The organism is Bradyrhizobium sp. DN3 (assembly GCF_041357655.1).
In the GTDB taxonomy this organism is placed as follows: domain Bacteria; phylum Pseudomonadota; class Alphaproteobacteria; order Rhizobiales; family Xanthobacteraceae; genus Bradyrhizobium.
In genome coordinates this window covers 194,868-207,881 of the sequence record NZ_JAULLN010000011.1, presented here as the reverse complement: position 1 = coordinate 207,881, position 13,014 = coordinate 194,868, and the positions used below count along the sequence as shown (strand labels likewise).

Sequence of the window (13,014 nt, the reverse complement as noted above, 5' to 3'; positions counted from 1 at the left end):
AGGCCGTCCCCAGCGCTCCGGGCGCGCCATTTGCGTCGCGCGCGCCGCGGATCGCAGCCACGCTTGGCGGCCACGTTTGGAGGAAAGCATGCAGCCCGAACCGATCCTCGATCTCGCCCATCTCGGCCACATGGAGCTCTTGACGCCCAAGCCTGACGAAAGCCTGAAGTTCTTCGTCGATGTCATGGGCATGACCGTCAGCGGGCAGAAGGGCGAGTCGGTCTATTTGCGCGGCTGGGACGATTACGAGCGCTATTCGCTCAAGCTCACGGCGTCGAAGACGTCGGGCATGGAGCACATGGCGCTGCGCGCGCGCAGCCAGCAAGCGCTGGAGCGCCGCGTCGCCGCGCTGAAGGGCTCCGGCTTCGACATCGGCTGGATCGATGGCGACATGGGGCAGGGGCCGACCTTTCGCTGCCGCGATCCTGATGGCCACATCGTCGAGCTCTATTACGAAACCGGATGGTACCAGGCGCCGCCGGAACTGAAGCCCGCGTTGAAAAACCAGGCGCAGCGTTTTCCGGCGCGCGGTGTCAACGTCCGCCGGCTCGACCATCTCAACTGCCTCGCCGTCGATATCAAGGCCAACCGCGAGTTCTTCGAGAATTATCTCGGCTGCCGTCTCACCGAGCAGATCGTGCTCAACGACGGCCGTGAAGCCGCAATGTGGCTGACGATGTCGAACAAGAGCTACGACTTCGCCTATTCACTCGATCATTCCGGCACGCCCGGTCGCTTCCACCACGTCACCTACGCGCTCGACAGCCGCGAGGAGATTCTTCGCGCGGCAGATATCTTCCTGGAGAACGGGGTGCATATCGAGACCGGCCCGCACAAGCACGCGATCCAGCAGACCTTCTTCCTCTATGTCTACGAACCCGGCGGCAACCGCGTCGAGGTCGCCAATGCCGGGGCACGTCTCATCCTCGCGCCGGACTGGAAGCCGATCGTGTGGACCGAGGAGGAGCGCAAGAAAGGCCAAGCCTGGGGCCTGAAGACGATCGAGTCGTTCCACACCCACGGCACGCCGCCGGTGGAGATCAAGAAGCACGGCTAATTTGCGGATGCGCGTGCGCGCGCGATCGTCTCGCGCACGCCGGTCCAGGCCGCCTTGTCCGGCGCGAACTGCTTGCGCAGGAAGGTGACGAGCTCCTCGATCTGCGCGTCGCTCATGCTGCCCTTGAAGGCAGGCATGTAGCCGAGATCGCTGGAGACGGGTTCGGTGATGCCGTGCAGGATGACCTGCACGAGATTGTCCGCGGTCGCGCTGTGCAGATTGCTGTTGAGCGCGAGCGAGGGCCTGCTGCCGAACAGCGGCAGGCCGCCGACCTCGTGGCAGACGGCGCAGGCGCCCTGATAGAGCCGCGCGCCGGTGGAGGCGGCCACGGTGACTTGCGTCGCGTTCTCGAGTTTCGTTGCGAGCGCATCTTGCGTTTCTCGGTCGCTCGCGGTGTCATTGAACGAATTGAGATAGACCGCCATCGCGCGGATGTCCTGGTCAGGCAGGGCCTTGAGGTCCCGGACGATCGGCGCCATTGGGCCGGCCGCGACGCCATGATAGCGGGAATGGCCGGTGCGCAAGTACGCGAACAGCTCGTCCTCGCTCCACGGGATCGGTGCGCGGGAGAGCGAGGTCAGCGCCGGCGCTTCCCAGCCCTCGGCAAAGCCGCCGGCGAGATAGGCCCCGCGCTGCTCGGCACCGAGCGCATTGCGCGGCGAATGGCAGGCGCTGCAATGGCCGAGGCTTTCGATCAGATAGGCGCCGCGATTCCAAAGCCCCGACTTCACGGGATCGGGCTTGAATTCACCCGCCTCATGAAACAGCGCGTTCCATCCCGCGAGCAGTGGCCGAAGATTGAAAGGGAGGGCGAGCGTGTTCGCAGGCTGTGTCGCGCGCACCGCAGGCTGCGCCATCAGGTAGGCATAGAGCGCCTGCAGGTCGGCCTCGCTGGTCTTCGAAAAATGCGTGTAGGGGAAGGCAGGATAGAGCTGCCGTCCGTCGCGATGCAGCCCGTCGCGCATCGCGCGCTCGAAGGCGGGGTAGGACCAGGCGCCGATGCCGGTCTCGACATCGGGCGTGATGTTGGTCGAGTAGATCGTGCCGAACGGCGTTTGCAGCGCACGACCGCCGGCATTGAGCGCGCCTCGAACCGTGGTGTGGCACTCCGCGCAATTGCCGAGCGCCGCCAATTGTTGGCCGCGGGCGATTGTTGCCGCCGAATAGACCGATGCGTCGGGTCGCGCGATGGGCGCGATCGCGCGCGCCGGGAGCAGCGCTGCGCCGACGCCGATTGCGGCGGTGCAGATGGCCGCGATTGTCGCGAAGATGCCGGCGCGTTTGGCGAACGGGTTCTCCCAGATGCGTGATGGCGGCGGGGCGGCGGGCGCGGGCAGCGCCTGCGGCGTCGCCGGCGCATCGCCGTGCAATCCCCTGAGAATGCGCTCCGGCGTGAATGGCGGCTCGCGAAAACGCACGCCGGTGGCATCGAAGATCGCGTTGGCGATCGCCGCCGCGCTCGGCACCGAGGCGGACTCGCCGACGCCGAGCGGCGGCTGGTTCTGACGCGGCAGCATCAACACGTCGATCTTGGGCACGTCGGGGAAGGGGATGATCGGGTAGGCGCCCCATTCGCGCGCCGCCACCGCGCCGCGCTCGAACGAGACCTCCTCCATCAGCGCGCGGCTGGTGGACTGGATGACGTTGCCCTGGATCTGGTGGCGCACGCCGTCCGGATTGATCATCAGGCCGGAGTCCTGCCCGGCGACCACGCGCGTGACGCTGACGTCGCCGGTGGTCTTGTTCACCGCGACGTCGGCGATCCAGGCCGACCACGCCGCGCCATAGCCGGGGAACTTGCTGTGGACATAGAGCGCATAGGCAAAGCCACGCCCATTCACGATCTCGCCGTCTTTCTCCTCGCGGACCGGTCGTGGCGTCCAGCCAGCGCGCTCGGCGACCGCATTGACGAGATCGATCGCGCGCTGGTCCTTCAGATAACGCAGGCGATACTCGATCGGGTCGACACCGGCCTCGGTCGCGGCCTCGTCGATGTAGGATTCATGCGCAAAGGTGTTCGGCAGTGCCGAGACGCCGCGGAACCAGGACGCGCGCACGATCGGCGGCATGTCGTCGGCGACCACACGCATGTTGTCGTAGTCGTAAGGCGGGATCGCGGTGCGATCGCCCATCTGGAGCACGGCGGGCTCGGGCGAGATCCGCCCCGTCAGCAGCAGCGCCAGCGTCGGCGCCGCGTTGGAGGGGTAGCGCGTGGCGAGATCGTAGGCAGCAACGCCGCCGTCTGCATTCAGCCCGCCATTGACATCGATGAGCTGCGCAGTGCCCTTGGGCTCCCAGGCGTGCTCCTGCTCGCGCGTCAATTGCACGCGCACGGGCCGGCCGACCGCACGCGACAGCAGCAGCGCGTCGGCCGTGACGTCGTCGGCACAGTTGCGGCCGTAGCAGCCGGCGGCCTCCAGCCTGATGACCTCGATCTCGCTCTCGGGACGCTCGAGGAGGAGTGCAAGGTCGCTGCGCAGCACATGCGGGTTCTGCGTCCCGGACCAGACGCGGATGTTGCCGTCCTGAAAATCGGCGACGGCGCAGGACGGGCCGATCGAGGCGTGCATCTGATACGGCCAGACATAAGTGCGCTGCATCGGTTTGGCCGCGCCTGATATCGCCGCATCGACGTCGCCCTTGTCGATCAGCGTACGTGGCGTCGATGGATTGGCGCGCAGCGCGGTCTCGACATCGGCGAGATCGGTCAGCGTGGGCGTCGGCTTCCAGCTCACCTTGAGCTGTTCTGCCGCACGGATCGCGTTCTCCTCGCGCTCGGCGACCACGCCGACGAAATCGCCGATCCGCACCACGGCCACCAGGCCGGGAATGTCGCGCACCGACGCCTCATCGACGGCGATCAGGCTGGTGCCGACGAACGGACCGGCATCGACGCCGGCATAGGGCGGACGCACCACGCGGCCGTGCAGCATGCCTGACACCCGGACGTCGTGTACGAAAGTCAGCTCGCCCGTGGCCTTGGCCGGCACGTCGACCCGCGGCATCGACTGGCCGACGATGGCATAATCGCTGGCCGCCTTGACCGCGACGTCGTCCGCAAGCTCGAGGCTGATCGTCTCGTCGCCGATCAGTTCGCCATAGCTGACGCTGCGATTGTCGGGCCCGCGGACGAGCCCGTCGTCGATCTTAAGGTCGGCCTCCGATAGTTCGAGCCGCTCCGCCGCACGTGCGATCAAGAAGTGCCGCGCCTGGGCTGCGGCCTTGCGCAAGGGCACGGCCGTAATCTGGATCGTCTCGCTTGCGATCGTCGCGCCCTGGTTCGGCACCAATGCGGTATCGCCGAGCACGACGACGACGCGCGCAAAGGACACATCCAACTCCTCGGCGACGATCTGGCCCAGCGCCGTGCGGATGCCGGTGCCGAGATCGACATGGCCGTTATAAGCCGTGACTGCGCCGTCGGCGGTGACGCGGACGTAGGTCTCGGTTGTGACCTCGTCCACAGTGCTGATGACGACGAGCGAACCGGATAGCCGCTCAGCTTCGTTCGGATGCGGGGAGGCCATCAATCAACGGCCTCGGTGAGCTGGCCGGAGGCGCGCATCACGGCGCGCAGGATTTCGACATGCGTGCCGCAGCGGCAGAGATTGTAGCGCAGCGCCGCCAGCGCCTCCTGCTCGGTCGGACGCGGGTTGATCGCGAGCAGCGCCTTGGTGGTCATGATCATGCCGTTGAGGCAGTAGCCGCATTGCGCGGCCTGCTCGTCGATGAAGGCCTGTTGCACGACATCAGGCTTGTCGCGCGTACCGAGGCCTTCGAGCGTCACGATGTCGCGGCCGGCGCAGCCGCTTACGGGAATCACGCAGGACCGCGCCGCGGCCCCGTCGATCAGGACAGTACAGGTGCCGCATTCACCGAGACCGCAGCCATATTTCGGCCCGTTGAGCGCGAGGTCGTTGCGCAGCACGTAGAGCAGAGGCGTGTCCCGCGCCGCAGTGACCTCGTGGATCCTGCCGTTCACGGTGAGGCGGATCGGTGTCTGCGTCATCCTCGTTCCCAAGCCCTGTCATCACGCGATTTGTAAGTCGCGACGATACCGTTTGTACACAAACGTGCAAGCCGTCATGCCGCACTGCAGCGCGACTGCCTTCTTTGTGGACAGAGCGGATAGGCATATGAGGTTTTATGCGGCAGGCGCATCTTTTGCGCCGCACCGCCGCTTGACAGCTATCGGGACCGCGCGCAACATCGTTCGTATACGAATGATAACCGCGGTCTCCGCTGGCTCTGACATGGTGATGGAAACAACGAGCGCTGCCGTCGACAAGATCCGCTGCGATGCCTGTCCGGTGATGTGCTACATCAAGCCGGGCGCGGCGGGCGCCTGCGACCGTTACGCCAACCACGACGGCAAGCTCGTTCGCGTCGATCCGCACGTGATCCTGGAGCGCACCGTCTCGCATGGCGGCAAGCTCGTCCCGTTCAGCCGCACGGAAGACTGGGACGGCAAGATCGTCCACGAGCCTTCAACCTTTGTGACGGCGATCGGAGCGGGCACGACCTATCCCGACTACAAGCCGGCGCCGTTCATCGTCTCCGCGGAGGTCGACGGCGTCGACATGGTGACTGTGGTCACCGAGGGCATCTTCTCCTATTGCGGCATCAAGGTGAAGATCGACACCGACCGCTATCTTGGGCCCGAGACCGCGACCGTTCGCGCGCAGGGCGAGGCGGTGGGCCACGTCACCACCAGCGAATATGGCTCGCAGATGCTCTCGCTCGGCGGCGTGCATCATCTCACCGGCGGCTCCAAGAAAGAGGGGCGCGTCACCTGCGACACGCTGATGGATCTTGCCAATTGCAAGGCGGTCGAGCTGACCATCGACGGTGGTGCGAGCGTGGTGGTGCAGGCCGGCCAGCCGCCGATCGTCAACGGCGCGAAGGAAGAGCGCATGCGAGTCGGCTGTGGCTCGGCGACGATCGGCATGTTCGCCAAGCAGTGGCATGGCAAGGTCGACGAAGTCGTCGTGGTCGACGACCACATCACCGGCGTACTCTCGGAACATCAGGCCGGCAAGCTGCTCGACATCGCCGATACCGGCATCAAGATGAAGGGCCGCCGTTCGACGCCCGGCCGCTATTTCCAGGTCGCCGATCCCGGCACGGGCTGGGGCGGCACCAATATCTCGGATCCGCTCTCGATCCTCGGCCCATTTGATGCCAAGGAAGCCAAGCCCGGTCTGACCATGCTGATGGTCTCCACCACCGGCGAGCATTCGTCCTATTATGTGCTCGACGAGGCCTTGAAGCCGGTTGAGACCGAGATGCCTGATGACCTGAAGTTTTCGGTCGAGCGCATCCAGGAGAACTGCGAGCCGGCGCTGTGCACGGTGCTGTTCATGGCGGGCGCCGGCGGCTCGCTGCGCGCTGGCGTCACCGACAATCCGGTGCGGCTGACGCGCTCGGTGAAGGACGCGCTGACGCGCGTCACCAGCGGCGGCGCGCCGGTCTATGTCTGGCCTGGCGGCGGCATCACCTACATGGTCGACGTAACGCAGATGCCGGCGGGCGCCTTTGGCTACGTGCCGACGCCGGCGCTGGTCGCGCCGATCGAGTTCACGATGAAGCTGTCGGACTATGCTGCGCTCGGCGGGCACATGGATTATGTGAAGCCGCTCTCGGAGGTGAAGGGCGGTGACGATGTCCGCCAGCTGCCCTGGCAGAACCCGATTCCGGGACGTCGGGCATGACACGGTGTCCGCAAATCGCATTGCTGTCTGATAGCCGGCGGCTGCATTTGCAGGATGGACCGATTGATTTGATCGTGGAGGCGAGGGCGCGTGCGGACGAGGTGCGTGCCGCCTATGAGGCGGCCGCGCGGCGGTTCACCGGACTGCTCGACGAACTCTGCGCGGAATTGCCGGAGCTGCGGATGGCCGCTGTGGGGCGGACTTCGCTGAAGGGCGTGGTCGCGCGGCGGATGCGTGCCGCCGTCGCGCCCTATGCCGCTGATTGCTTCATCACGCCGATGGCCGCGGTGGCCGGCAGCGTAGCGGAAGAGATCCTTGGCGCAATGCTCGGAGCCGCAACCCTCAATCAAACCTACGTCAACAATGGCGGCGATATCGCGCTTCATCTCGGCGAAGGCGAGCATTTCTCGGTCGGTCTGATGGATCGGCCCGATCGCTCCGGCGTGATGCGGACCCTGAGGGTCGATTCAGCCGACCCCGTACGCGGGATCGCGACCAGTGGACGCCACGGTCGCAGTTTTTCGCTCGGGATCGCGGACGCAGTGACGGTGTTGGCTGCAACGGCATCGCAGGCCGATGCGGCGGCCACGATCATCGCCAACGCGGTGGATCTGCCGGGACATCCGGCCATCATCCGCAAGCCCGCCAACGAGCTTCAGCCCGACAGCGATCTCGGAGTGCGCCTTGTCACCCGCGAGGTCGGCCAGTTATCGCACAATGAGATCGCGGCCGCGCTGGAATCTGGCGCGGAATGTGCACGGCAATTATTCGATCGCGGATTGATCGAGGGTGCCGTGTTGCAGCTTTGTGGTGATATGCTTGTCATCGGACCGAAAGATATTGAACGGCAACGATCGCGCCCGCCTATGCTGGAGAACGCGGTTCATGCCTGAACAGGGAAGAGACTGAGGAAGCAATCATGAGCGCGATCATCCGCAAGATCGTCACCGTCGTCGAAGAGACCCAGATGGAGATGGGGCGTCAGGTGTCGCCGCCGACCCGGCGCGCCGCGGCGATCGCCGTGATCGAGAATCCCTTTGCGGGGAAATATGTCGAAGACCTTTCCCCGCTGATCGCGATCGGCGAGGAGCTGGGCGAGCTGCTGTCGAGGCGCGCGGTGGCGGCGCTCGGCATCGATGGCGCGAAGGCGCAGAGCTACGGCAAGGCCGCAGCCGTCGGCGAGAACGGCGAGCTGGAGCATGCCGCCGCGATCCTGCATCCGAAGATGGGGGCGCCCGTGCGCAAAGTGCTGAGCAAGGGCGCGGCGCTGATCCCGTCGTCGAAAAAGCGCAGCGGTCCCGGCACGACGCTGGACATCCCTCTGGGGCACAAGGACGCAGCCTTCGTACGCAGCCATTTCGACGGCATGGAAGTACAGATCAACGATGCGCCGCGCGCCAACGAGATCATGGTCGCGGTTGCCGTCACCGACAGCGGCCGTCCGCTGCCGCGCGTCGGCGGGCTGACGGTTGCGGAGATCAAGGGCGAGGACGGTTTGAGATAACGCGATCCGGAGAGCCGGGCACGGGTTCTCCGATCAAATCGTGTGCGAACAACAGAGAAGTTCAAAACTGGAGGTTGGGATGCGAGCAAGAAACGTTTTTGTCGGCGCGGCCTTCGCGCTTCTGGCCGGCGGCATGGCCCATTCGGCCCTGGCGCAGGACATCAAGATCGGCGAGATCAACAGCTATTCGCTGCTGCCGGCCTTCACCGAGCCTTATCGCAAGGGATGGCAGCTCGCGGTCGAACAGATCAACGCGACCGGTGGCATCAACGGCAAGAAGCTCGTCGTCATCTCCAAGGACGATGGCGGCAAGCCGGCGGATGCGCAGACCGCGGCCAATGAGCTCGTCTCGAGCGAGGGCGTTGCGATGCTCACGGGCACGTTCCTGTCGAACATCGGCCTCGCCGTCAGCGACTTCGCCAACCAGAAGAAGGTGTTCTTCCTCGCGGCCGAGCCGCTCACGGACGCGATCACCTGGTCGAAGGGCAACAAATACACCTTCCGCCTGCGTCCCTCCAACTATATGCAGGCAGCGATGCTGGTGGAGGCAGCCAGCAAGCTGCCGGCGAAACGCTGGGCGACGATCGCGCCGAACTACGAATACGGCCAATCGGCGGTCGCGGTGTTCAAGAAGCTGATGTCGGAGAAGCGCCCGGACATCCAGTGGGTCGACGAGCAATGGCCGCCGCAGGGCAAAATCGACGCGGGCCCGGTGGTGCAGGCGGTGGCCGCGGCCAACCCGGAAGCGATCCTCAACGTCACCTTCGGCGCCGATCTCGTCAAGCTTGTGCGCGAAGGCAACACCCGCGGCCTGTTCAAGGGACGCGAGGTCGTCTCCTTCCTGACCGGCGAGCCCGAATATCTCGATCCGCTGAAGGACGAGACGCCGGAGGGTTGGATCGTCACCGGCTATCCCTGGTACTCGATCAAGACGCCCGAGCATGACGCGTTCCTGAAGGCCTACCAGGCCAAGTACAACGACTATCCGCGCCTCGGCTCGATCGTCGGCTATCAGACTATCAAGTCGGCGGCCGCCATTCTCGCCAAGGCCGGCTCGACCGATCCGGAGAAGCTGATCGCCGCGGCCGAAGGCCTGTCGATGCCGTCGCCGTTCGGCGAGATCACCTTCCGCAAGATCGACCATCAGTCGACGCTCGGTGCCTATGTCGGCAAGACCGTGCTGAAGGACGGCAAGGGTGTGATGGTGGACTCGTCCTACAAGAAGGGCGCGGACTATCTGCCTGGCGACGCCGAAGTTGAGAAGCTGCGTCCGAAGGATTGATCTCTCTTTATCCCCTACCTCTCCCCGCAAGAGCGGGGAGAGGTGACTTCAAACCTAACCCGGACCGCCGATGGCCTTTTATGTCGTACAGTTTCTGACCGGTCTCGCCAGCGCAGCGTCGCTGTTTCTGGTGGCCTCGGGCCTGTCGATCATCTTCGGCGTGACGCGGATCGTGAATTTCGCGCATGGCGCCTTCTACATGATCGGTGCCTACATCGCCTTCACGCTCACCGAGCGGCTGTCGGGTGCGTTCGGATTCTGGGGCGGGATCGTGCTGGCGGCGCTGGCGGTGGCGCTGATCGGCGTTATCGTCGAGATGGTGCTGCTGCGGCGCATCTATCACGCGCCCGAATTGTTCCAGCTGCTCGCGACCTTTGGCCTGACCCTGATGGTCGAAGATCTCGTGGTGCTGATCTGGGGGCCTGACGACCTCGTCGGCCGCCGCGCGCCCGGCTTCAAAGGCGCGATCGATTTCTTCGGCCAGAACATTCCGAGCTATGATCTGTTCCTGATCGTGCTCGGACCCGTCGTGCTCGGGATTCTCTGGCTGCTGTTCCAGCGCACGCGCTGGGGCGTCCTGGTGCGCGCCGCGACGCAGGACCGCGACATGGTCGCCGCGCTCGGCGTGAACCAGAAGTGGCTGTTCACGAGCGTGTTCGCGGTCGGCGTCTTCCTCGCCGCGCTCGGCGGCGCGCTCCAGATCCCGCGCGATGCCGTGCATCACGCCATGGATCTTCGGATCATCGTGGAAGTGTTCGTCGTGGTCGTGATCGGCGGTCTCGGCAGCATCGTCGGCGCGTTCGTTGCAGCGGTGCTGGTGTCCGAGCTCAATGCCTTCGGCATCCTGATCTTTCCGAAGATCTCCATCATCCTGGTCTTCCTGGTGATGGCGGTGGTGCTGATCGTGCGGCCCTGGGGCCTGTTCGGCAAGCCCGAGGCGGCCGCGCGCAAGACGCCTGGTCTCACCGTCAATCCCTGGCGCCCGTTGACGTCGAACGAGCGGCTGGCTGCGCTTGCCGCGCTCGTCATCGCAGCGACGCTGCCGCTGTTTGCCGGCAATTACGCGCTGACGGTCGGCTCGGAGATCGCGATCTTCGTCATCTTCGCCGTCAGTCTGCACTTCCTGATGTCGGTCGGCGGGCTCGCCTCGTTCGGCCATGCGGCCTATTTCGGGCTTGGTGCCTACGGCATCGCCTTCCTCGCCAAGATGGCGGGGCTGCCGATGATCGTGTGTCTGTTGCTCGGCCCGCTGCTCGGCTGCATGGGCGCGGCCGTGTTCGGCTTCTTCGCAGTGCAACTCTCCGGCGTCTATTTCGCCATGCTGACGCTCGCCTTCGCGCAGATCGTGTGGTCGATCGCATTCCAGTGGGTGAACGTGACAGGCGGTGACAACGGCATTCTGGGCCTTTGGCCGTCGAGCTGGGCCGCGAGCCCATCGCATTTCTATTGGCTCGCGCTCGGCGTCGCGGCACTCGTCACTATCGCGCTACGGGCCATGGTGTTCTCGCCGTTCGGCTATGCGCTCCGGGCGACGCGTGACTCTGCGCTGCGCAGCGAGGCGATTGGTATCGACGCAAAGCGCATCCAGTGGACGGCATTCGTGATCGCAGGAACCACTGCCGGTATCGGCGGCGCGCTGTTCGCCTACCTCAAGGGCAGCGTCTTCCCTGACAATCTCGGCATCTCGCTGTCGGTCGATGCGCTGGTCATGGTGCTGCTCGGCGGCGTCGAAACTGTATCGGGCGCGGTGATTGGCGCCATCGTCTACAAGGCTTTGAACATCTGGCTGGTCAGCCAGACCGACCTGTCGAAGCTCGTGCTCGGCGGCTTCATCATGCTGATCGTCGTCGTCTTCCCCAAGGGCATCGTCGGCATGCTGGAGCTGCTGGCGCAGCGCCGCAAGAAAGCATCGCCGCCGGGATCCCCTTTGCTTGCCAAGCCGATCGAGTCTGCCGAATGAGCGTCGCACCTCCACTTCTCGCGGTCGAAGGCCTGACCAAATCCTATGGCGGCATCCATGCCGTGCGCGGCGTCTCGTTCTCGCTGCGCGCCGGCGAGATCCTGGCGCTGATCGGGCCGAATGGCGCCGGCAAGAGCACCTGCTTCGACATGCTCAACGGCCAGAACAAGCCGGATTCCGGCCATGTCCGTCTGCTCGGCGAAGAGATCACCGGCAGGAAGCCGCGCGATGTCTGGCGCCTCGGCGTCGGGCGCACGTTTCAGATCACCGCGACCTTCGCTACCATGACCGTGCGCGAGAACGTGCAGGTCGCGCTGATCTCGCACGGGAAGCAGCTGTTCAATCTGTTCGGCTCGGCGCCGAAGTTCGACCGCGGCGAGGCCGGCCGTCTGCTCGAGCTGGTCGGCATGAGCGGCTACGCGGATCGGCCCTGCGGCGAGCTCGCCTATGGCGACCTCAAGCGGCTCGAGCTTGCGGTCGCGCTTGCCAACCAGCCAAAGCTGCTCCTGATGGACGAGCCGACCGCGGGCATGGCGCCGCGCGAGCGAGTCGATTTGATGCGGCTGACCGCGCAGATCGCGCGGGAGAAATCGATCGGTGTGCTCTTCACCGAGCACGACATGGACGTGGTGTTCGAGCATGCCGACCGCATCATCGTGCTCAACCGCGGCACGCTGATCGCCGAGGGCTCGCCGGCCGAGGTGCGCGGCAATCCGCAGGTGCAGGCGGTCTATCTCGGCGAGGGCCTCGTCTACGATGCCCGCCATCGCGAGGGAGCCTCGGCATGAAGCTGACGGTCGAAGCGCTCAACAGCCATTATGGCCCGGCGCATATCCTGTTCGACATCGGCTTCGAGGTCGGCGAGGGCGAGGTCGTTGCGCTGCTCGGGCGCAACGGCGCCGGCAAGTCGACGACGTTCCGCTCCATTGTCGGTCTCGTCGCGCAGCGAACCGGCCGCATCACGTTCGAAGGGAAGGACGTCTCGGCGCGCCCGACCCATGAGATCGTGCGCGAGGGGCTCGGCTATGTGCCGGAGGAGCGGCGCATCTTTACGGACCTGACCGTCGAGGAGAATCTCGAGGTCGGCCGCCAGCCCAAGCGTCCGAACGCGCCGCACTGGACGCGCGAAAAACTGTTCGCGCTGTTTCCAAACCTGGGTGAGATGAAGAATCGTCCGGGCGGGCGCATGAGCGGCGGCGAGCAGCAGATGCTCACCATCGCGCGCACGCTGATGGGCAATCCGTCGCTGGTGCTGCTGGATGAGCCTTCGGAGGGCCTGTCGCCGAAGATCGTGGAGCAGATGGTCGATGCCATCCTGACCATGAAGAAGGAAGGCGTCAGCATCGTCGTCTCCGAGCAGAATCTGCATTTCGCGCGGCTGATTTCCGATCGCGCCTACATCATCGAGCGCGGCCGCATCTGCTTCGGCGGCACCATGGCCGAGCTCGACGCACGTCCGGATATCCGCGACGCGCATCTGTCGTTGTGAGGGAAAAGGGA

The 13,014-nt window shown here is 65.3% G+C and carries 10 protein-coding genes; 8 read left to right on the top strand and 2 right to left on the bottom strand.

The annotated features are described in order from the left end of the window. Positions 1-88: 88 nt before the first annotated feature. Positions 89-1,057, top strand: coding sequence for a catechol 2,3-dioxygenase (locus tag AAE027_RS18580; RefSeq protein ID WP_370986739.1), 969 nt, complete (start codon positions 89-91; stop codon positions 1,055-1,057). Here the strand turns inward: AAE027_RS18580 and AAE027_RS18575 are convergent. Beyond that, positions 1,054-4,584: a molybdopterin cofactor-binding domain-containing protein gene (locus AAE027_RS18575; protein WP_370986740.1), complete on the bottom strand. Its 3,531-nt coding sequence runs from the start codon at positions 4,582-4,584 to the stop codon at positions 1,054-1,056. The genes AAE027_RS18580 and AAE027_RS18575 overlap by 4 nt on opposite strands. Then, positions 4,584-5,066 carry a (2Fe-2S)-binding protein gene (locus tag AAE027_RS18570; protein WP_091888651.1) on the bottom strand — a complete coding sequence of 161 codons (483 nt, stop codon included), beginning with the start codon at positions 5,064-5,066 and terminating at the stop codon, positions 4,584-4,586. The genes AAE027_RS18575 and AAE027_RS18570 overlap by 1 nt, the downstream gene beginning before the upstream one ends. 244 nt (positions 5,067-5,310) lie before the next feature. Between AAE027_RS18570 and AAE027_RS18565 the strand changes: the two genes are divergently transcribed. From AAE027_RS18565 to AAE027_RS18535, 7 genes are all read left to right on the top strand, one after another. Beyond that, positions 5,311-6,768, top strand: a complete 1,458-nt coding sequence (locus tag AAE027_RS18565; protein WP_370986741.1) for a 6-hydroxynicotinate reductase — start codon at positions 5,311-5,313, stop codon at positions 6,766-6,768. Further along, the gene (locus AAE027_RS18560; RefSeq protein WP_370986742.1) at positions 6,765-7,661 is read left to right on the top strand and encodes a UPF0280 family protein; all 897 of its coding nucleotides are present in this window, start codon (positions 6,765-6,767) and stop codon (positions 7,659-7,661) included. The genes AAE027_RS18565 and AAE027_RS18560 overlap by 4 nt, the downstream gene beginning before the upstream one ends. A gap of 26 nt (positions 7,662-7,687) precedes the next feature. Then, complete coding sequence (locus AAE027_RS18555) at positions 7,688-8,272, top strand: amino acid synthesis family protein (protein ID WP_370986743.1); 585 nt, start codon at positions 7,688-7,690, stop codon at positions 8,270-8,272. Between the two features lie 79 nt (positions 8,273-8,351). Beyond that, on the top strand, positions 8,352-9,554 hold the full coding sequence (locus AAE027_RS18550) for an ABC transporter substrate-binding protein (RefSeq protein ID WP_370986744.1): 1,203 nt from the start codon (positions 8,352-8,354) through the stop codon (positions 9,552-9,554). A 70-nt stretch (positions 9,555-9,624) separates the two neighbouring features. After that, positions 9,625-11,514 (top strand): ABC transporter permease, encoded by a 1,890-nt coding sequence (locus AAE027_RS18545; protein ID WP_370986745.1) that lies wholly within the window; start codon positions 9,625-9,627, stop codon positions 11,512-11,514. Continuing rightward, positions 11,511-12,302 carry an ABC transporter ATP-binding protein gene (locus AAE027_RS18540; protein WP_128938569.1) on the top strand — a complete coding sequence of 264 codons (792 nt, stop codon included), beginning with the start codon at positions 11,511-11,513 and terminating at the stop codon, positions 12,300-12,302. The genes AAE027_RS18545 and AAE027_RS18540 overlap by 4 nt, the downstream gene beginning before the upstream one ends. Continuing rightward, positions 12,299-13,003, top strand: coding sequence for an ABC transporter ATP-binding protein (locus AAE027_RS18535; RefSeq protein WP_370986746.1), 705 nt, complete (start codon positions 12,299-12,301; stop codon positions 13,001-13,003). The genes AAE027_RS18540 and AAE027_RS18535 overlap by 4 nt, the downstream gene beginning before the upstream one ends. The last annotated feature ends 11 nt before the right edge of the window (positions 13,004-13,014 follow it).